This is a genomic window from Bacillus sp. FSL W8-0102 (genome assembly GCF_038007225.1).
Classification (GTDB): domain Bacteria; phylum Bacillota; class Bacilli; order Bacillales; family DSM-4216; genus Bacillus_O; species Bacillus_O smithii.
Window position 1 is genome coordinate 1,425,573 of record NZ_JBBOWT010000001.1, and the last position, 20,185, is coordinate 1,445,757.

Consider the following 20,185-nt stretch of genomic DNA (forward strand, 5'->3'; position numbering starts at 1 on the left):
GACTGATTGTGAGAAGGTGAAAATATGGTGAAAGAGATTCAAATTGCAATTGATGGGCCGGCAGCTGCCGGAAAAAGCACCGTCGCGAAATTGGTTGCTAAAAAGTTATCATACCTATACATAGATACAGGAGCGATGTATAGAGCTCTTACATATAAGGCGCTCAAGTTAGGAGCGGATCTGGAAGATGAACAAGCATTAGCGGAGATTTTAAACAATACTAATATCGAACTTATCCAAGGGAATGCAGCACAACACGTTTTATTAGACGGAACGGATGTTACGGACGAAATACGATCTCACGAAGTTACAAAACATGTCTCCACTGTTTCCAAGCATCCATTAGTCAGAAAAGAAATGGTGGAAAGGCAGAGGGAATTAGCCCAAAAAGGCGGAATCGTCATGGATGGAAGAGACATTGGCACTCATGTGCTTCCAAACGCCGAAGTTAAGATTTTTTTAGTGGCCACTGTTGAGGAACGGGCTAAAAGACGACATCAAGAAAATTTAGCAAAAGGATTTGAATCGGATCTAGCCCAATTAATGAAAGAAATTGCTTTGCGCGATAAGATGGATTCAGAAAGAGAGGCCTCTCCTTTAAAAAAAGCGGATGACGCAATCGAATTAGATACGACTTCCTTGTCCATTGAGGAAGTGGTAGACCATATCATGGAGCTTGTAAAAGAAAGGGTTCGATTGAAGTGACGTTTTATGCGTTTGCAAAGCGGATCGTATCTCCTATCTTAAAAAAAATGTATAGAGTGGAAGTTAAAGGATTGGAACACTTTCCTGAACAAGGAGGTGTTCTCCTTTGTTCCAATCATATAGATAATATGGACCCTCCTATTTTAGGAGTAACTTGTCCACGCCCCATTTCCTTTATGGCAAAAGCTGAACTTTTCAATGTACCGATTCTAAGCGGCATCATTAAAAAGCTCAATGCTTTCCCTGTAAAAAGAGGAGGAAACGACAGAGAAGCGTTGCGAACGGGTTTGAAAGTACTTAAGGAAGGAAAAGTTCTAGGTCTGTTTCCGGAGGGAACCCGCTCTAAGACAGGCGAATTAGGCAAAGGTCTGGCCGGAGCCGGTTATTTTGCCTTGAGGACAAATGCTCAAGTCATTCCTTGTGCCATCATTGGCAGCTATAGAATATTTCAAAAAGTAAAAGTGATTTACGGGAAACCGATTGATATGTCGGAATTGCGAGAAAAAAAAGCATCTCCTGAAGAGGCGACAAATCTGATCATGACGCATATTCAGCAGCTTTTAAATGAAAATCGTTAATGCGAGATGCTTGACAAATGACAGCATTTGTTAGAAGTTAGTAAAAAGAGGTTTTTTTTCATTTTTTCGCAGTCTCGTATTAAGGAGGAGTACTTTATGACAGAGGATTTGAATAGTCTCGAAATTTCCCCGTTGAATGTGGGAGACAAAGTAAAAGGAACGGTTATAAAAGTTGAAGACAAACAAGTGCAAGTAGAAATTGAAAACAGTAAAAAAGACGGTATTATTCCTATTAGCGAGCTGTCAAGTTTACACATAGAAAAAGCATCGGATGCAGTAAATGTAGGAGATACGCTTGAATTAGTAATTACGAAAGAAGAAGATGATCTGTATGTTCTTTCGAAACGGAAAGTAGATGCAGAAAAGGCTTGGGATTTGATGCGTAAGCGCTTTGAAAACGGCGAAATATTTGAAGCCGAAGTAAAAGAAGTTGTAAAAGGCGGCCTCGTGGTTGACTTAGGCGTACGCGGGTTTGTTCCGGCGTCGTTGGTAGAAGATTATTATGTAGAAGATTTTGAAGACTACAAAGGAAAAACACTGACTTTCAAAATTGTAGAGTTGGACGAAGAAAAAAATAGGCTGATTCTTTCCCATAGGGCAGTGGTGGAAGAAGAAAAACAAAAAGCGAAGAAAAAACTTTTGGATGAAATTCAGCCTGGTGACGTACTGGAAGGAAAAGTACAAAGGCTGACGGACTTTGGAGCGTTTGTCGATATTGGTGGAGTGGACGGTCTTGTTCATATTTCGCAATTATCGCATGAACATGTAGAAAAACCTTCTGATGTGGTAAAAGAAGGCGAGATTGTCAAAGTAAAAGTACTCTCTGTCGATAGAGACAATGAACGCATTTCATTATCCATTAAAGAAACCATTCCGGGACCTTGGGAAAATATTGCAGAAAAAGCACCTGTCGGCTCCGTTTTAAAAGGAACCGTTAAACGCCTTGTTTCTTATGGCGCTTTTGTCGAAGTTTTCCCTGGGGTGGAAGGTCTCGTCCATATTTCACAAATTTCCCATAAACATATCGGCACGCCGCATGAAGTTTTAAGCGAAGGCCAAGAAGTGGAAGTAAAAGTGTTGGATGTAAATGAAAAAGAAAAACGTCTTTCTTTAAGCATAAAAGAATTAGAAAATGAACCTGTCGATACAAATGATTCTTTTGAATTGCCGGAAGAATCGAAAGGTTTCCAGTTAGGTGAAGTAATCGGCGACCAACTAAAAGGTCTTAAATAAATCCTATTGCTCGAAGGAAAAGGGGATGCCCAAAAGTCAGAAAAATGACTGAGGGGCATCCCCTTTTTTATGTAAATCTCGGGATCTCAATCCGCTCGTTTTCCGCGGACGATCCGCAAGTCTTTTCTTTCGCTCCTCGCCCGGCTCGCTTCCCCGAAACTGTCTCCCACATTTTTCGACCGTCACAGTAAAAAGCAACTTTGACAAATGCCAAAAACTCGCCTTGCCCATTCATTCGTTCGGTCATATCAAAGGCAATCAGTCATTCCGCAGATTTTATTTGCAAAAGCCGGATAAGGTACACATCGAATTCGGGCTGGCCTGTCATCTCCCATCACTTTCTGAAACTGGAGGAAGAAAACGGTCTGATTCAAAAAGAAAGTCCCGAATAGAAAAAACCCGACGAGAAAATTTTATCGTTGGGTTTTCTTGTTTAAAAGGAGATTTTGGGACAATCCCCCTTTTTTTTAGTTTTTCATTTCGGATAGGTCAGAATTCGTTCATCTTCTGTTCATGAGGATAAAAAGAAACAATTCCTTCCGTTCCAAGAAAACGCATTCGTTCGCATTGGACGATCATCATTTCGAATAATTCGATTTTCCAATAGATTGGAAATCGGAAAGCGAGGCTTTTGATGAATCTTGGCCTGGCTTTTACCATTAAGAAATGTTATCTTTGTTGTTTTCTCTATCTCTCCCCTCCTTAGTATGAAGGAAATGACGAAAACCGTGAACTTTTCCAATGAATGAAATTCATAATCCTTTCCCATAATGGTAACAATAGGAGGGCAAATGATGGAGTACATAATTTTTTTATCCGTATGCTGGGGTATATGGATAACGGCTACCTTTCTTATGGATAAATCTCATCCTCTACGGTTGAAAATAAGCATTATGAGCTTGCTGCTTTGTATTGGAGCGGGAAAATTTATCACAATCGATCATGCTGAAGTATCGTTTTCTTATCTTTTACTGACAGCGATTGGATGTTTTGCCATTCGACAATATCCATTCATACAACTGTTTTCATTATGTATATCCGCGTTGATGACCGCTATGGTATTCGCGGGGATAAAGCTTTTTGAAATGTATGAAAGGGCCTGGTTTTTAGTCGACGTCAAATGGTATATTGTGATCCTTGTTCTGCTCATTCAATTTGCGATCTATCCTAAGCCTCGACTTTGGAAAAATAGAATGATCTCTGTTTATATGGGGTTTTTAGCGGGAGAATGGTTATTGTTTAAGGTCCTTTGCCAAGCATCCTTGCCTTATAAAATAGGGGATAGCTGGTTTTTAGACTTTTTTTCTTTTTCCATGCTAATCATGGTTGGCATCCATGAATTACGGATTCTCAAATCTATATTCCACGTAAAATCTTTGCCAGTAAAGGAGAAGCAAACTTATGAATGAGTATGTGCATCCAGTGATATTCGGTGTGGTTGCCGGAACATTAACCAGGATTTACATGTTAAAAACAGATTACCGTCAGTATCCGACCTATCTGCACGGAAAAATTATTCATATTTCCATGGGATTTATTGCTTCAGCCTTAGGTTCAGTCGCGATACCGGCGATTATGGAAAAAGATTTTACAGCTATTACATTCTTATCGTTAGCTGCTCAACAATTCCGTGATGTTCGGAATATGGAGCGGAATACGTTGACAACCATCGACCAATTAGAACTAGTGCCAAGGGGCGCTACTTATATCGAAGGAATTGCTGTTGCTTTCGAAAGCAGAAATTACCTCGTGATTTTAACTTCATTTACTACAACGCTTTTGTATATTCTCTTTCACTTTTATGTCGCACTCATCGGTGCTTTTGTATGCTTGTTGATTTCAAGAAAATTAATGGCTGGTGGAAAACTGGGCGATATCGTTCATATTGAATACGTTGAGCCGCATGTGAAAGGAGCAGGCTTGTATGTGGGAGATATTTATATTATGAATATAGGACTTCCTGAAAGGCAAAAGGAAGTATTGAAATACGGCATGGGATTTATTTTGACGCCAAAAAATTTTAATGCGCGCACTACGATTGCCAACCTCGGACAGAGACAAGCGATATTACACGATATTTCCACCGCTATGGGAGTCATCCGGGATTCCGGAACGCCAGCGTTGGTTCCGTTGGCTAAAAGGGATCTGAATAACGGCCAAGTGGCTGTTTTTGTGTTGCCGCAAGAAAAAAACAAGGAAAAAGCCATCCGTATTTTAAAAGAGGTCCCGACACTTGAAAACGCGATTCGAATGCCGAGTGAGTCAAATGCCATTCAAAAGGGGGATCGGCAAAAATGACAATGATGATTGAAAATTTCATTTTGGCCGCCGTGACCACGAATCCCAAAAAAGTTCCGTCCGGCACGACTGTTTTTCACTGCGAGGATCAAAAGGAGATGGAAGTCATCGCCACGAATTTAGAGGCTATACTGGATGGAATCGCCCACCAGTTGACCGAAGAAATATTTATTATCGTGAGGCATTAGATTCTATTCGCCATTGCTAGTTTTGTGCATTATTGCTAAAATGGTGAAGTTGAACCCTTCTTTTTCGGAAGGGTTTTGTTCTTAATTGATAAAAAATCGACAGACTCGACGGGAGTCTTCCTTCCAGCTGTGCTTTCTCTTAAAATGGACATGTCTTTAGATTGAATTATGGACAAAAAATGAATGGAATATTTTCTATAACCACTGTGAAAGGATGATATAAATGGCAAAACCGGTTGTAGCGATCGTGGGGAGGCCAAATGTGGGGAAATCCACTATTTTCAACCGTATTGTTGGGGAAAGAATCTCAATAGTGGAAGATGTTCCGGGTGTTACTAGAGACCGGATTTACAGCTCTGCTGAATGGCTGACTCATGAATTTAATATTATTGACACCGGCGGGATTGAGATCGGTGATGAACCTTTTCTCGAACAAATTCGCCAGCAAGCGGAAATCGCCATTGATGAGGCGGATGTCATCATCTTTTTGACCAATGGACGGGAAGGGGTTACAGCAGCTGACGAAGAAGTGGCTAAAATTTTGTATCGTTCCAATAAACCGGTTGTGTTGGCTGTCAATAAGATCGATAATCCGGATATGAGGGATGTAATTTACGATTTCTATGCTCTTGGTTTTGGAGAGCCATTTCCTATTTCCGGCGCCCATGGTCTTGGACTTGGAGACTTGCTGGATGAAGTGGTGAAACGTTTTCCGAAGTCTTCTCAGCAAGAGTACGATGATGATGTGATTAAATTTTGCTTAATCGGCCGGCCAAATGTAGGAAAATCTTCTTTAGTCAATGCTATTTTAGGGGAAGAAAGAGTGATTGTGAGCGATGTCGCCGGCACCACTAGGGATGCGGTGGACTCTCCTTATACGTATAACGGTCAAAAGTACGTGATTATCGATACAGCCGGCATGAAGAAAAAAGGAAAAGTATATGAATCAACGGAGAAATACAGCGTGCTGCGTGCTCTTAGAGCAATTGAACGTTCAGACGTTGTATTAGTCGTGTTGAATGCAGAAGAAGGGATAAGAGAGCAAGATAAGAAGATTGCCGGCTATGCTCATGAAGCGGGAAAAGGAATTGTGATCGTCGTTAATAAATGGGATGCGGTTGAAAAAGACGAGAAAACGATGAATGAATTTGAAAAAAAGATACGCAGTCATTTCTTATTTTTGGATTATGCGCCGATCGTATTTGTGTCAGCTAAAACAAAGAAACGTCTTCATACGCTTCTTCCCGTTATAAACATGGTGAGTGAAAACCATGCGATGCGCGTTCAATCCAGCGTGCTCAATGATGTCATAATGGATGCCGTGGCGATGAATCCTACTCCTACTGAGAATCAACGGCGGCTAAAAATATTTTACGCGACTCAAGTGGCAGTCAAACCGCCGACTATTGTTATCTTCGTCAATGATCCTGAATTAATGCATTTTTCATATGAACGTTTTTTAGAGAATCGGATCAGAGATGCATTTGGATTTGAAGGAACGCCTATTAAAATCATTGCGAGATCTCGGAAATAACCAAAAGTAGGTGAAAAGCATGAATGAGACGAATATTGACACGATTACCGTTATCGGTGCAGGCAGTTGGGGAACCGCTTTGAGCATGGTACTTGCGGATAATGGATGCCATGTACGGCTTTGGGGTCATAATCCACAACAAATCGTGGAAATCAATGAACATCATACGAATAAAAAATATTTGCCGAATGTCATATTGCCCGAAAACATAAAGGGATTCGCCTCCATGGAAGAAGCGCTGAACGGTGTTGAATTGATTGTATTGGCAGTGCCGACAAAGGCGATTCGAGAAGTTGTCAGACAAATGGTCGAGGTTTTAAAAAAGCCGATTACTCTCGTCCATGTCAGTAAAGGGATTGAGCCCGATACGCTTATGAGAATTTCGGAAATGATTGAAGAAGAAATGCCTTCTCGTTTGTTAACGGATCTTATCGTCTTGTCAGGACCGAGTCACGCAGAAGAAGTAAGCCAGCGTCAGCCGACGACTGTGACGGTTTCTTCAAAAAATATAAAAGCAGCCGAGAAAATCCAAAAACTGTTTATGAATCAGCATTTCCGTGTTTATACGAACCCGGATATGATCGGCGTAGAAATTGGAGGAGCGCTAAAAAATGTCATTGCGCTTGCAGCGGGTATTTCGGATGGTTTAGGGTACGGAGATAATGCCAAAGCGGCCCTTATCACGCGAGGGCTAGCTGAAATAGCCCGTCTGGGAACAAAAATGGGGGCCAATCCTTTAACTTTTTCCGGGTTGGCCGGGCTCGGTGATTTAATTGTTACATGTACAAGCGTCCACTCGCGAAATTGGCGGGCAGGGAATTTGCTTGGAAAAGGAAAAAATTTAAACGAAGTGCTCGAAAACATGGGAATGGTGGTAGAAGGGGTAAGAACAACCAAAGCGGCTTATCAATTATCTCAAAATTATAATGTGAAAATGCCTATTACAACTGCCCTTTATCAAGTACTTTTTCATAACTATGACCCGAAAAAAGCTGTGGATGAATTGATGACCAGAATGAGAACTCATGAAATGGAAGACTTGTCCGATATTTTAGATGCAAGAATGAATGAGTAATGTGTTTTGGTTTTTGCCCCAACGTGCAAATCGAACGCAACCATTACGCGGCGATAAAGGGATTAAGCGGGGAACTTCAATAGGTTGTTGCCATTCTCGTTTCATTTGAAACAAGATACCGAGACTTGTCGGCAAAAAAAGCGGAAATTCAAGAGAATTTATGATCATTTGGGCTTTAGAAGGATGCACATCTAGTTTCTACTCATACGATACTATGAGAAAGCAGGCTTTATAAAAAGGATGGGTCGTCTTTCTAACCGGGGATATTCCCCGGTTGTACTTTCTTGAAAAAGTCTCTTGGCAATGAACAAAACAGGAATCATTTGATCAAAACCTCCTCGAAAGCAATGCATCGAGGAAATTTTTTTGTTTTTCTTTTGTGAATGGAGTTGAACGGAATGGCAAATTTTATTTAGTGTGTATGTCCGATTTTTCACTTCGGAAACAAAAACGGCAGCTGGGATTCTGAAGACACGGCCGAATTCTGTGCTTCCTTCTCTTTGAACTCGCCATCCAAAATAATCTTCACTATATTTATGTCAGATTATCTGACAAATAAATATTAAAAATAGTATGAAAATTTTAAAATATAATCAAGAAAGGTTTCGATAAGTGATAGATTATTTAGAAAAGGTGTGAAAAACTATTGAAAAAAAGTACTTTATTGAAGTCAAACGAAAAAGATTTCCTTTTTGAAGAAGTCACAGTAGAAGAACTTATAGCTGGGTATCAAAATGGTGAATATACGGCTCAAGAAGTAGTTCAGTCTTACCTTGATCGAATTCATGAATTGGAACAGTTTTATAATGCCTTTACCTTCATGAATCCTAATGCTCTTGAGGATGCTAAAAACATTGACCGGCTGCGTGAAGAAGGAGCAGAACTTGGACCTCTGGCAGGAATTCCTATTGTCATAAAGGAAGCGGTGGATGTTGCAGGGTTTCCTTCCACGTTTGGCTGGGCTCCTCTTTGTAAGGAATCTGGTGGAATCGAGTTAATGCCGGTGAAAGATGCGCCGGTCGTTGCAAGATTGAAAGAAGCGGGTGCTATCATTCTAGGAAAAACCAATATTCCGGCTTTTAGCTGTGCTTATAATGCAAACAATAGTTGGGACGGGCCCACATATAATGCAGTAAACCGCTCGATTTCACCAGGAGGAAGCAGTAGTGGTACCGCGACTGCCGTTTCAGGAAACTTTGCGGTCCTTGGCGTCGCTGAGGAAACGGCCGGATCCATTCAAGTTCCTGCTGCAGCTCAAGCTTTAGTCGGTATTAAGCCTTCTTTTGGGTTAATACCGAATGTCGGGGTCACTCCCCTAGGAGGAACGACTCGCGATGTGTTAGGACCACACGCTCGTACGGTTCAAGATGCAGCGCTTATGCTAAGCGTGATGGCCGGGTATTCAAAAGAAGATCCAAAAACCATTTCTTCAATTGGAAATATTCCTAAAAACGGATACAATTCTTTTCTTGATAAGAATTTTTTACAAGGTAAACGTTTAGGATTATACGGACCGGGATGGCGTACACAAGAACTTTCAGTGGAAACCCAAAAATTGTATTTGGCGGCCATTGAAGTATTAAAAGCCCAAGGTGCAGAAGTTGTTGAGGATCCTTTTGCAGGAACCGGACTTGCTGAATATGTATCATCTAAAGGTGGTCCGTCGGCTTTAGTGGGTCTTGGGCTGGAAACCTTTTTCTACGACTTGGAAAAATACCTTAAACATTTAAATCCGGAGGATCCTTCTCTTTCGATCAAAACAGTGTTTGATAAAGCAAAAAGTATTCCTTGGACTGAAGATGGCCCGCTTGCTTTAGTTCACGATTATGTGAATGCTGAAACAGCTGAAGCAGATCACAGCATTTTGCCAGATTTGAGTGAATTTTACGAAACAAAAGGGGAATTGCTTAGAATGATTCATCAAGTAATGGAAGACAAGGGTCTTGACGGATTTGTCTATCCACAAATGCCAGCAGCCATTCCGTCGATTCAGGAAGATGTTGTGCAATCTACCACCATATCTGAAATCAATATAAGCGGTTTACCGTTGATTACCGTTCCGGCTGGCTATTATGAAAGCGGATCGCCGTTTGCATTGGCCTTCTTCGGCAAAATGTGGAGTGAAGGCGAACTGATTGGAATGGCTTATGCTTACGAACAAGCTACAAAACATCGAAAAGCCCCTGTATTGTATCCGGAATATTAAGTCCTTGTTAACATGAAAAGCACGATAAACGCTTTTTGAACCAGCAGCAGTGAAAAATAATAAAAAGTTTAAACGGCCTTAAGCCCTATATTTCAGTGGTGTGAGGCCGTTTAATTGTTGTTATATTCTTTCGTGGCTATAAAATCGCATGTATATTTTTCAGCCGTTGTAGATCATCCTTCAAGGTATCGTACCTTTCCCCGTGAATGTGTCTCCAAAAAGATTCCATTGGATTAAATCTATACATCTCCCAACCCAACCCGGGACATACTGTGAGTCCGATTTGCTTTCTTCATCTTTCTCTTTCATCCATGCGAAGTTGCCCGCACCTACAATCGAGATAAAATAAGTGGATGTTCATCAGGAAATCATACAAAAGCTCTTGATCAAGAGTATCCAACATAAACTTATTATTATAGAATGTTTAAGAACATAACCGACGATCGTTTCATCATAAAGATCACGAATGGTACTGAAATGCAATGTTTTCAAACCATCGTTTTGTTTTATCTGAATCGGCAAAGGAAAAATGCAGCAAAAATATTTTTGAAAAATAACGAAAATTCTATGAAATATACTCGTAGCGTGATATACTATATTTGGAAAAATAGGAGGAGATATTCCATGTCACCAGGCATGATTAAAATGTGGATATCCTTTCTTGCGATGGGGTTCATGATTCTTTCTGTGTTCGCTATTTATGTCAGCCGATATAAAATGAAATTTAAGTTTCTTCGATTTCTTGTTGCTTTTTTTGCCTACATATTTTTATTTCTTGGCGGCATCATGATGATCTATGTTGTTTTCAGCGGCCCTGTCGGCTAGAAAGAAAAAGAATTTTCATTTATTCGTATCCGCTTTATTAACGTTGGATTTTTGACATAGAAAGGGAGTTTTCGATTGAGGAAGTTGCTCATATCTGTTTTATTGCTCACAACTGTTTTCTTTTTAGATGGATGCATGTTTCCGGATGAAGAGAAAGCAGAGAATAAAGTCCCTTATCAAGAACAAATTCAATCCGTTCAAAAAGCCGTTGAACAGTTTCAAAAACAAAACGGAGGCATCCTTCCCATTCAAACAAAAGATGAGAATGTTCCAATCTATCAAAAATATTTAATTGATTTTAAAAAATTAGTTCCTCAATATTTGCCGGAACCTCCGGGGAATTCGTACGAAAACGGCAGGATCTTTCAATACGTATTGTTGGATGTAGAGAAAAAACCTGTTGTCAAAATCTTTGACTTGCGTATTGCGGAAACCATAAGGGAATTGGAAATACGTATTCAATCTCACGGATATCCACCGTTTAAAAAAGAAATCGCGCCAAATGTCTATACTCTTGATTATAAAAAACTCGGCTATAAAGAAGAACCAATGGTTACGAGCCCCTACTCCCAAAAAAATCTTCCACTCGTCATTACCGGAGACGGAAAGATTTATGTCGATTACCGTATGGACTTGTATGAGGCCTTGAAAAACAACAAACATATATACAAGCCGGGAGAAGATATACGACCTTTGTTAACACAGCATTCATTTTTCGTTCCCGCTTATTCATTGCCCTATACCGTTAATGAAAAAAATGAACCGGTATTTATGAAAAAATAGGTTCTAACCCTTTTCCTTGCAAATATATTGTAGGGAAGAGGGTTTTTTATTTCGTTACTAGAAGTACACCTTATTTTGCAGTCATAACAAAGTGGGACAATGTCATACACATATATAGAAGACATATATACCAGAATATCATCCCTGGAATGAATGTTGGGAGGGAATCCTTTTGGAAAAAGTAGATCTTTTTAAAGATATTGCAGAAAGAACCGGCGGAGATATCTACTTAGGGGTAGTAGGAGCGGTCCGTACGGGAAAATCAACTTTTATAAAAAAATTCATGGAACTTGTTGTATTGCCGAATATTCAAAGTGAAGCAGACCGGGCTCGTGCTCAAGATGAACTTCCACAGAGTGCGGCGGGGAAAACAATTATGACCACCGAGCCGAAATTTGTTCCGAATCAAGCGGTGAAAGTGAGCGTTGATGAGGGGCTTGAAGTGAATATTCGCTTGGTTGATTGCGTTGGATATACGGTTCCGGGAGCAAAAGGATATGAAGATGAAAACGGACCGAGAATGATCAGCACTCCGTGGTATGAAGAGCCGATTCCTTTCCATGAAGCAGCTGAAATTGGTACAAGAAAAGTCATTCAAGAACATTCAACGATTGGTGTTGTCATTACGACAGATGGAAGTATTGGAGAAATCCCGCGCGCTGATTATATTGAAGCCGAGGAGCGCGTCATCGATGAATTAAAAGAAGTAGGGAAGCCATTTATCATGATTGTCAATTCTGCGAGGCCTTATCATCCGGAAACGGAAGCGCTTCGTTTAGAGCTTAGCGAAAAATATGATATTCCCGTATTGTCCATGTCGGTGGAAAATATGCGGGAAGGCGACGTTTTAAGTGTTTTACGTGAAGCATTATATGAATTTCCTGTGCTTGAGGTGAATGTTAATCTGCCTAGTTGGGTCATGGTATTGAAAGAAGATCATTGGCTTCGGGAAAATTATCAAGAAGCCGTGAAAGAAACGGTGAAAGATATCAAACGGCTTAGAGATGTGGAACGAGTGGTTCAGCAATTTGACGAGCTCGAATTTATTGAAAGAGCCGGTTTGGCAGGAATGGATATGGGGCAAGGGGTTGCGGAAATAGATTTATATGCACCCGATGAATTGTACGATCAAGTATTGAAAGAAATTGTCGGTGTGGAAGTGCGGGGAAAAGATCATCTGTTGGAACTGATGCAAGATTTTGCTCATGCAAAATCGGAATATGATCAAATTGCCGATGCTTTGAAAATGGTGAAACAAACCGGATACGGCATCGCCGCACCGTCTTTAACGGATATGAGTTTAGACGAACCGGAAATTATCAGGCAAGGGTCGCGATTCGGTGTCAGGCTAAAAGCCGTCGCCCCATCCATTCATATGATTAAAGTGGATGTTGAATCGGAATTTGCTCCGATCATTGGAACGGAAAAACAAAGCGAAGAATTGGTCCGGTATTTGATGCAAGACTTTGAAGATGATCCGTTATCCATTTGGAATTCCGATATATTTGGCAGAAGTTTAAGTTCGATTGTTCGAGAAGGCATACAAGCGAAACTATCATTAATGCCGGAAAATGCCCGCTATAAACTAAAAGAGACGTTGGAACGCATCATTAACGAAGGTTCCGGAGGACTTATAGCCATTATACTTTAGGCCTCTTATGTGGGAGGTCTTTTTTTATTTGAGCATTTTGCACATTTTTCAACCCAAGAGCCATAAGGTTTTCTAAAGCATAAAAAAGGACTTCACCCCTTATTTGTAGAATTTTGAAGTGACCAAACCACAAAAATCCACAAGGAGGAAGTCACTTTGTATATTCTACAAGAAAGTCTATTTTCCTTTGAAGAATTGCAAATTTTAGAGTCAAAAGAGAAATTACCGATCTTTTTTAGTGCTCTAGATTTGCGTCCTTATGCTAAACAATTGAAAAGTTCTTCACCCCAAGGGGCTGAAGGACATTCCAAAGAAGGGATATTAAGGGCTCTTATCGCTGCCCCATTAGAAGGTATTGATACTTTTACTTCTCTTCACAATCGATTGAAAAATGACCTGCGTTTTCGTTACCAATGTGGTTTAGATATTAGCAGGCCTGCACCATCCATCTCTACTCTTAGCCGAGTATTTTCTTCACTAACCAAAACTGGACTTGTGAAAAGAATCTTTCAAGATCTCGTCCAGTTAGCTCAAGAGGAAGGAGTAATTGATGGAAAACATCAGGCTATCGACAGTGCCGCCATTGATGCTTACGAAAAGAAGCAGCCTAAGAAGCGAAGTGAACAAACAGGCAACGCCAATTGGGGGGCAAAGTTTGATTCCTTCGGTAATAAAATGACTTGGTTTGGCTATAAGATGCATCTTTCCGTTGACACCAAAAGTGAATTACCAATGGCGATTGAAGTAACCCCTGCTCATATCAACGATGGGGATGTCGCACCACAATTAATTGAACAAGTAAAGAGTTGTACAAACTCTAAAATTGATTTCCTGATAATGGATGGTGGGTACGACCAGCTTAAAAACTACGAATCCGCCAAGAACATTGGGGCTCAAGCTATTATTCCACTCAATTTGCGTAATGAAAAGGAGCCTCCCGAAGGAATTGCCTCCAATGGAACCCCACGCTGTTCGATGGGGTACGAAATGACTTATTGGGGCGCCAATAAGGATCAGCTCAAATTCAGATGTCCACACGCAACCGGAAAAGTGGATTGCCCATTAGGAATGGCAGCCTGTTCATCCTCCAACTATGGAATGGTAGTAAAAATTAACGTGAATAAGGATCTTCGCCGGTACTCTAATCCACACCGCGATTCCAAACGTTGGAAAGAACTTTACAATGAGCGAACCAGTGTAGAACGGTGCAATTCAAGAATGAAAAGTGATCTTACAGCGAACTCCCTGCATGTGTGGGGAATCGATAAAGTAAAAACTCATATTTACTTGAACGCCATCGTATTACTGGTTTCAGCTCTCGCAATGGCAAAAGAGAGTAAAAAGCAACAAACCGCTTAAAAAATTTTTAAAGCGAAAAATTCTGCAAGTACGCCCAAAAAGGACAAACAGAATATTTGTAAACCAAAGATACAAAATACCCCAATTTATTTGGGTTTCTTTTAAAACTCTTTTTAATAAAAATCTAATTTTGCAAAATGCTCATTTACATTTTGACTCGGTATATGCCAATAAAGCGTTTCAACGGTTGAACGATAGAAGGGCGCCCGTTATTTGCCAACAAGGCTATGGCCAATCAGGAGACGACAAAATAAGCTAATGTATCAAGTCTTTATGTATGACGATTCTTTCTAATTTAATTTTTTCCCCAATTTGTATTCCAGTATGACTTGACAATAAAGGCGATAAAGAGTATAAAAATGGAAACCGAAAAAAATCAATAGAGTATTGGAAGAAATCCTTTATGTATGATTAAGGAAATATTGACCGAAATAAAAGAATTGTGCTTGATATGGCAATTCTTATGTGATAATCTTTTAACAGAATTGATGTGATAAACATGAATTCTATAGCGTTTCTCCCATAAAGTTTGTTTAGAAACGGAAAAAATGCGTAAAAATGAAAAATAAGCAGAAGTGCATTGTTAATTTTGGGAGGAGGTGATTGGTGTGAATAAAACAGAACTAATCAACGAAGTTGCAGAAGCAGCTGAACTTTCTAAAAAAGATGCGACAAAAGCGGTGGATGCGGTGTTTACTGCTATCCAAAATGCTCTGGCTAGCGGAGATAAAGTTCAACTTATCGGATTTGGAAATTTCGAAGTTCGCGAACGTGCTGCGCGTAAAGGACGCAACCCTCAAACAGGAGAAGAAATTGAAATCGCAGCTAGCAAAGTGCCTGCATTTAAACCTGGTAAAGCATTGAAGGATGCTGTCAAGTGAGTACATAAGTGCCGGGTATAGAAAGAAGACTCGTACTTTCGAGTCTTCTTTTTTTGTCCCGCTTTAAGCAGGCGAAAGAAGTTACAGGTGAAAGGACAGTGCCGCTAAAAGCCCGTTTGGTCCAACGAACCATCATTGGAAGAAGATGAGAAAATCTCCGCTTATGAAAGCGTTGTATCTCATTTTAAGAAGCGGTAGTTCTGCAAAGATAAGCAGTCCTAATAGGAGAAACTGATTTATAAAAAGCCGTTTCTGCAGCGGAAGAGTCTTAAACGAATCGTGGGATGCATAAACCATAAATCTTCGCTGCTTTGAAATAGTTTAAAGAGTTTCATTCTCATGGAAACGGACTTTTTGAAAGATAAAACATTTATCGAAAGGAAAAAGCTAATCCAAATCCATAAAAGTCTTTTTGGTTGTCTTTCATTTTCAATCGGCAAAAAGAATCCCTCTAGATCGCAAATTGCTTCTTTGCCCCCTTCCTATTCGTGTGCTATTATGAAGATTAGCATATGCTTGCGAATGAAAATACCTTTAGGAGTGGTTCTATACATGCAAAAAACAGAAGTCAATTTGACACAAATTGAACAAGCTGTGCGCTTGATTTTAGAAGCAATCGGAGAAGATCCCGAACGAGAAGGGTTGATTGATACACCAAAACGGGTGGCAAGAATGTATCAGGAAGTCTTTTCGGGTTTAAGACAAGATCCCGGCGAGTATTTTGAAACCATCTTTAGCGAAGACCATGAGGAGTTAGTCCTTGTCAAAGATATTCCTTTTTACTCGATGTGTGAACATCATCTTGTCCCTTTCTTCGGGAAGGCTCATGTTGCTTACATACCAAAGAACGGAAAAGTAACGGGCTTAAGCAAACTTGCTCGTGCAGTAGAAGCAGTGGCCAAACGTCCGCAGCTTCAAGAAAGAATTACAGATGAAGTCATAGAGGCCATCATGAAAAAATTAGATCCGCATGGAGCGATGGTGGTCGTAGAAGCTGAGCATATGTGTATGACGATGCGAGGAGTCAAGAAACCAGGATCTAAAACGGTTACGACTGCTGTTCGAGGGATTTTCGAACAAGATGCTCAAGCACGTGCTGAAGTATTGGCTCTTATCAAATAAACTTTTCACCATGAAGGAAGCGAGAGTGGAATGGTCAATCAAAGTGATTATGTGGTCATCAAAGCGTTGGAAAACGGAGTAAACGTCATCGGCTTAACAAGAGGGACCGATACTCGTTTTCACCATTCGGAAAAATTAGATGCAGGCGAAGTAATGATCGCGCAATTTACAGAACACACGTCCGCTATCAAAGTACGGGGGCGTGCGGAAATATGGACGAATGTTGGCCAGTTAAAAAGCGGGGACGATGAATAAAAGATGAAATAGAAAGAAGAGCAAGCTGTTTTTCATTTTAAAAGAAAAACAGCGTGTTTTCTTTCATCCAACCGCTGTTCGTAATTAAAAGGCGAGTATGATATAATATTGGTTGTTTTAAAAACTGCGCGTACATATGGGTGAATAGGATACATACTTTTATTTTTATGGGATTAAGGGGAATGCTTATGTACACTTGGTTGAAGAAAATGGCGGATATTAAAGAAGAAATTCAGCAAAAGCTGTCATATCCTTACTTGAGTCGGCATTTGGATGATCCGCATATTGATGAAGATCGGCTCTTATTTTTGTTATTGCCATTTCAAGAAGAATCGTTGAAAGAAAACGTGAAACATTATATTACAACAGCTATGCTGATTCAAATTGCCCTTGATACCCATGAAAAGGTTTCTGTGTCTAATGAAGAACCAGCGATGAAACGTCAAATCAAAGTGTTGGCAGGCGATTATTTCAGCGGGCTGTATTATCAAATTTTGGCCGATGTTCAAAATGTATCCATGATCCGAATATTTGCTAATTCCATTAAGCAAATCAATGAGCAGAAAATCGCTGTTTATCAACATGAGAATCAATCGACGGACGAAATTATAAACAGCATCAAGTTGATAGAATCAGGTGTTGCTCAAGGATTTTACTCTTATTTTCAATACGGCGCTTATTCTTCTTTCATATCTGAAATTTTATTACTCAAAAGGCTTCTGCAGGAACGGAACTTATTTTTAAAACAAAAACCGGCTTTGCTTTTTGATGCTTTGAAATCCATTCAATTTCCGACAGCTCAAGGCTCTTTGTACAGTTTGGCCGGAAGTGATCTTCGCTCCTTGCTTCACATTAGCGATCGATACATTCAAAGGACAAAACAAAAAATCGAGAAAACTCTCAACACTTGGGAGCATCGGGATCCATTGCTGATTGAAAAAGTTCGAACGTTGTTAGAAACGGAGCCGTATTCAATCAAAATACTTGCGGAAGAAGGGTAGCGAATGCATCAACCATCATCAAAAGAAGAACGTGTTTTAAATGTGTTTGAAAAAATTTATTCGAATTACGATAAAATGAATTCACTGATTAGCTTTAAGCAGCATACGCGATGGCGAAAAGATACAATGAAGCGAATGAATGTGCAGAAAGGAAAAATCGCTCTCGATGTATGCTGCGGAACGGCCGATTGGACGATAGCGTTGGCGGAAGCGGTCGGTGAAGAAGGAAAAGTGTATGGACTCGATTTCAGCAAAAATATGCTGAAAATCGGCGAACAAAAGATAAAAGAAAAAAACCTTTCCCAAGTGACGCTTCTACACGGCAATGCTATGGAGCTTCCTTTTGAAGATAATACGTTTGATTATGTCACGATCGGATTTGGGTTAAGGAATGTTCCTGATTATTTGCGCGTTTTGGAGGAGATGCACAGGGTATTGAAGCCGGGCGGGATGGCAGTCTGTCTGGATACTTCGCAGCCGACTTTATGGGGATATCGGCAGCTTTATTATTTTTATTTTCGGTTCATCATGCCTTTGTTCGGAAAAATCTTTGCCAAAAGTTATGATGAGTATTCGTGGCTTCAAGAATCCGCCCGCGAATTTCCAGGTATGAAAGAACTGGCAAAGCTGTTTGAAAAGGCAGGATTTATTAACGTCGCTTATAAACCTTATAATGGCGGTGTGGCTGCAAGCCATTTTGGATATAAACAAACGTAAGCTAGGTGGATAAAAATATGAAATTTCAATCGCTATATTCGTTTTTAAAAACGGATATTGATTTAATTGAAAGGGAACTGGAGCAGGCCATTTATTCCCGGTCCCCCATCATTTATAACTCCTCTTTAAAACTGTTGCAGGCTGGCGGAAAACGGATTCGCCCCATCTTTGTCTTGCTGGCCGCTCATTTTGGAAATTACGATATTGGAAAAATCAAAAATTTGGCTGTAGCTCTTGAGCTTATACATATGGCTTCTCTCGTTCACGATGATGTCATCGATGATTCCGATATAAGGAGAGGAAAGCCGACTGTAAAAGCTCAATGGGACAACCGAGTGGCGATGTATACAGGTGACTATCTTTTCGCTCGCTCGTTGGAATATATGACTAAGCTTGAAAATGTGGAAGTTCATAAGGTCTTGTCCGATACGATCATCGAAGTATGTATCGGCGAAATGGTACAAATGAAAGACAAGTATCGATTTGATCAAAATCTAAGGGATTACCTTCGTCGAATTAAAAGAAAAACGGCGTTGCTGATCGCGGTAAGCTGCCAGCTCGGAGCCGTTGCGTCCGGCGCCCCGCCCCATATTTGCAAAAAATTGTACCATTTCGGCTATAATGTCGGGATGTCTTATCAAATCATTGACGATATATTGGACTTCACGGGAACGGAAAAACAGTTGGGGAAACCTGCTGGAGGCGATCTTCTTCAAGGAAATGTCACCCTCCCTGTTTTATATGCCATGGAGAAGCCCGGACTGCGGGAAGCGATCTATACGGTCAATGAAAAAACATCCCAAAAAGATATCAAAAGGATCATCGAACAAATCAAGCAAAGTGATGCCATTCAGCGTTCCAACAATTTAAGCCAAAGATACTTGGATCGAGCAATCGCCATCTTGGATGATCTTCCCGACAATAAAGCAAAAAAGTCTTTGAAAGAAATCGCCAAGTATATCGGTAAAAGAAAATATTAGAAAAAGACATGGAAACGTTGTCAAATATTTGCGCGAATGATACTATTTTCTTGGGTTGTCTTTTGTGACAACAATAGTGATACATAATAGGAGTTGGGAAAATGGAAAGAACATTTTTAATGATCAAACCGGATGGAGTCCAAAGAAATTTGATTGGTGAAATTGTGTCCCGTTTTGAAAAAAAAGGATTTCAACTTGTGGGCGCTAAATTGATGACAGTCACGAAAGAGTTGGCGGAAAAACACTATCAAGAACATAAAGAACGCCCTTTTTTCGGTGAATTAGTGGAATTCATTACGTCCGGACCTGTATTTGCGATGGTTTGGGAAGGAGAAAATGTCATTGCGACAGCTCGTCAAATGATGGGAACGACCAATCCGAAAGACGCTGCTCCGGGAACCATCAGAGGAGATTTTGGACTGACTGTAAGCAAAAACGTCATTCATGGATCTGATTCTCCGGAAAGTGCAGAGCGTGAAATTGGTATTTTCTTCAAAGAAGAAGAACTCGTTGAATATTCAAAATTGATCAACCAATGGATTTATTAAGATAAAAATTTTTTCTTAAGGAAAGGGTTGCCGTGATGGCAGCTCTTTTTTGATTGTTGGGAGGAATCATTTCATTTTGACTGGGTTTCAATCGTGTGAATTTCTGCTCATTCTTGATGTCAAATTTATGATTGATTTCGTTAAATAGGAAATCGAAGCATTTTTTGCCTTCAACTGATTGCCTCCATTCGTTATAATAAAGTACAAACGAAAACTTCAATCCGTGGGAGATGGATAATGAGTGGA

General features: G+C 40.2%; 20 protein-coding genes. All 20 read left to right on the forward strand.

What is annotated here, in order from left to right:
- Positions 1 to 24: 24 nt before the first annotated feature.
- The gene (gene cmk / locus N1I87_RS06920; protein ID WP_003355164.1) at positions 25 to 705 is read left to right on the forward strand and encodes a (d)CMP kinase; all 681 of its coding nucleotides are present in this window, start codon (positions 25 to 27) and stop codon (positions 703 to 705) included.
- On the forward strand, positions 702 to 1,283 hold the full coding sequence (locus tag N1I87_RS06925) for a lysophospholipid acyltransferase family protein (RefSeq protein ID WP_341101128.1): 582 nt from the start codon (positions 702 to 704) through the stop codon (positions 1,281 to 1,283). The genes cmk and N1I87_RS06925 overlap by 4 nt, the downstream gene beginning before the upstream one ends.
- 96 nt (positions 1,284 to 1,379) lie before the next feature.
- Positions 1,380 to 2,516, forward strand: a complete 1,137-nt coding sequence (gene rpsA, locus N1I87_RS06930) for a 30S ribosomal protein S1 (protein ID WP_003355162.1) — start codon at positions 1,380 to 1,382, stop codon at positions 2,514 to 2,516.
- Positions 2,517 to 3,310: 794 nt separating this feature from the next.
- Positions 3,311 to 3,925 (forward strand): YphA family membrane protein, encoded by a 615-nt coding sequence (locus tag N1I87_RS06935; protein ID WP_341101129.1) that lies wholly within the window; start codon positions 3,311 to 3,313, stop codon positions 3,923 to 3,925.
- The gene (locus N1I87_RS06940; protein WP_327796616.1) at positions 3,918 to 4,814 is read left to right on the forward strand and encodes a YIEGIA family protein; all 897 of its coding nucleotides are present in this window, start codon (positions 3,918 to 3,920) and stop codon (positions 4,812 to 4,814) included. The genes N1I87_RS06935 and N1I87_RS06940 overlap by 8 nt, the downstream gene beginning before the upstream one ends.
- 2 nt (positions 4,815 to 4,816) lie before the next feature.
- Positions 4,817 to 5,002, forward strand: coding sequence for a capping complex subunit for YIEGIA (locus N1I87_RS06945; protein WP_040341891.1), 186 nt, complete (start codon positions 4,817 to 4,819; stop codon positions 5,000 to 5,002).
- 223 nt (positions 5,003 to 5,225) lie between these two features.
- On the forward strand, positions 5,226 to 6,536 hold the full coding sequence (gene der / locus N1I87_RS06950) for a ribosome biogenesis GTPase Der (protein WP_341096964.1): 1,311 nt from the start codon (positions 5,226 to 5,228) through the stop codon (positions 6,534 to 6,536).
- A gap of 19 nt (positions 6,537 to 6,555) precedes the next feature.
- Entirely contained in the window at positions 6,556 to 7,611 is a 1,056-nt protein-coding gene (locus N1I87_RS06955; RefSeq protein ID WP_327805774.1) for an NAD(P)H-dependent glycerol-3-phosphate dehydrogenase, read from the forward strand.
- Between the two features lie 646 nt (positions 7,612 to 8,257).
- Positions 8,258 to 9,817 carry an amidase gene (locus N1I87_RS06960; protein WP_341101130.1) on the forward strand — a complete coding sequence of 520 codons (1,560 nt, stop codon included), beginning with the start codon at positions 8,258 to 8,260 and terminating at the stop codon, positions 9,815 to 9,817.
- A gap of 624 nt (positions 9,818 to 10,441) precedes the next feature.
- The gene (locus N1I87_RS06965) at positions 10,442 to 10,642 is read left to right on the forward strand and encodes a DUF2768 domain-containing protein (protein WP_003355153.1); all 201 of its coding nucleotides are present in this window, start codon (positions 10,442 to 10,444) and stop codon (positions 10,640 to 10,642) included.
- Between the two features lie 75 nt (positions 10,643 to 10,717).
- Positions 10,718 to 11,425, forward strand: a complete 708-nt coding sequence (locus N1I87_RS06970; protein ID WP_341101132.1) for a hypothetical protein — start codon at positions 10,718 to 10,720, stop codon at positions 11,423 to 11,425.
- 172 nt (positions 11,426 to 11,597) lie between these two features.
- Positions 11,598 to 13,076: a stage IV sporulation protein A gene (spoIVA, locus tag N1I87_RS06975; RefSeq protein ID WP_003355151.1), complete on the forward strand. Its 1,479-nt coding sequence runs from the start codon at positions 11,598 to 11,600 to the stop codon at positions 13,074 to 13,076.
- A gap of 156 nt (positions 13,077 to 13,232) precedes the next feature.
- Entirely contained in the window at positions 13,233 to 14,435 is a 1,203-nt protein-coding gene (locus N1I87_RS06980) for a transposase (protein ID WP_327825349.1), read from the forward strand.
- A 608-nt stretch (positions 14,436 to 15,043) separates the two neighbouring features.
- Entirely contained in the window at positions 15,044 to 15,316 is a 273-nt protein-coding gene (locus N1I87_RS06985) for an HU family DNA-binding protein (protein ID WP_003355150.1), read from the forward strand.
- A gap of 552 nt (positions 15,317 to 15,868) precedes the next feature.
- A complete protein-coding gene (gene folE / locus N1I87_RS06990; protein WP_003355148.1) occupies positions 15,869 to 16,438 on the forward strand; it encodes a GTP cyclohydrolase I FolE in 570 nt (189 codons plus the stop codon).
- Between the two features lie 30 nt (positions 16,439 to 16,468).
- A complete protein-coding gene (gene mtrB, locus N1I87_RS06995) occupies positions 16,469 to 16,693 on the forward strand; it encodes a trp RNA-binding attenuation protein MtrB (protein WP_003355147.1) in 225 nt (74 codons plus the stop codon).
- A gap of 188 nt (positions 16,694 to 16,881) precedes the next feature.
- Positions 16,882 to 17,694, forward strand: coding sequence for a heptaprenyl diphosphate synthase component 1 (locus tag N1I87_RS07000; RefSeq protein WP_270584608.1), 813 nt, complete (start codon positions 16,882 to 16,884; stop codon positions 17,692 to 17,694).
- Positions 17,695 to 17,697: 3 nt separating this feature from the next.
- Positions 17,698 to 18,411 carry a demethylmenaquinone methyltransferase gene (gene menG / locus N1I87_RS07005; protein ID WP_270584609.1) on the forward strand — a complete coding sequence of 238 codons (714 nt, stop codon included), beginning with the start codon at positions 17,698 to 17,700 and terminating at the stop codon, positions 18,409 to 18,411.
- Between the two features lie 17 nt (positions 18,412 to 18,428).
- Positions 18,429 to 19,391: a heptaprenyl diphosphate synthase component II gene (hepT, locus tag N1I87_RS07010; protein ID WP_341101133.1), complete on the forward strand. Its 963-nt coding sequence runs from the start codon at positions 18,429 to 18,431 to the stop codon at positions 19,389 to 19,391.
- 101 nt (positions 19,392 to 19,492) lie between these two features.
- Entirely contained in the window at positions 19,493 to 19,939 is a 447-nt protein-coding gene (gene ndk, locus N1I87_RS07015) for a nucleoside-diphosphate kinase (RefSeq protein ID WP_048623568.1), read from the forward strand.
- Positions 19,940 to 20,185: the final 246 nt, after the last annotated feature.

Coding starts and splice junctions, on each gene's coding strand:
- N1I87_RS06965 (WP_003355153.1), top strand. CDS start 10,442: ATGTCACCAGGCATGATTAAAATGTGGATATCCTTTCTTGCGATGGGG.
- rpsA (WP_003355162.1), top strand. CDS start 1,380: ATGACAGAGGATTTGAATAGTCTCGAAATTTCCCCGTTGAATGTGGGA.
- N1I87_RS06955 (WP_327805774.1), top strand. CDS start 6,556: ATGAATGAGACGAATATTGACACGATTACCGTTATCGGTGCAGGCAGT.
- N1I87_RS06935 (WP_341101129.1), top strand. CDS start 3,311: ATGGAGTACATAATTTTTTTATCCGTATGCTGGGGTATATGGATAACG.
- hepT (WP_341101133.1), top strand. CDS start 18,429: ATGAAATTTCAATCGCTATATTCGTTTTTAAAAACGGATATTGATTTA.
- ndk (WP_048623568.1), top strand. CDS start 19,493: ATGGAAAGAACATTTTTAATGATCAAACCGGATGGAGTCCAAAGAAAT.
- cmk (WP_003355164.1), top strand. CDS start 25: ATGGTGAAAGAGATTCAAATTGCAATTGATGGGCCGGCAGCTGCCGGA.
- N1I87_RS06940 (WP_327796616.1), top strand. CDS start 3,918: ATGAATGAGTATGTGCATCCAGTGATATTCGGTGTGGTTGCCGGAACA.
- mtrB (WP_003355147.1), top strand. CDS start 16,469: ATGGTCAATCAAAGTGATTATGTGGTCATCAAAGCGTTGGAAAACGGA.
- der (WP_341096964.1), top strand. CDS start 5,226: ATGGCAAAACCGGTTGTAGCGATCGTGGGGAGGCCAAATGTGGGGAAA.
- folE (WP_003355148.1), top strand. CDS start 15,869: ATGCAAAAAACAGAAGTCAATTTGACACAAATTGAACAAGCTGTGCGC.
- N1I87_RS07000 (WP_270584608.1), top strand. CDS start 16,882: ATGTACACTTGGTTGAAGAAAATGGCGGATATTAAAGAAGAAATTCAG.
- N1I87_RS06945 (WP_040341891.1), top strand. CDS start 4,817: ATGATGATTGAAAATTTCATTTTGGCCGCCGTGACCACGAATCCCAAA.
- menG (WP_270584609.1), top strand. CDS start 17,698: ATGCATCAACCATCATCAAAAGAAGAACGTGTTTTAAATGTGTTTGAA.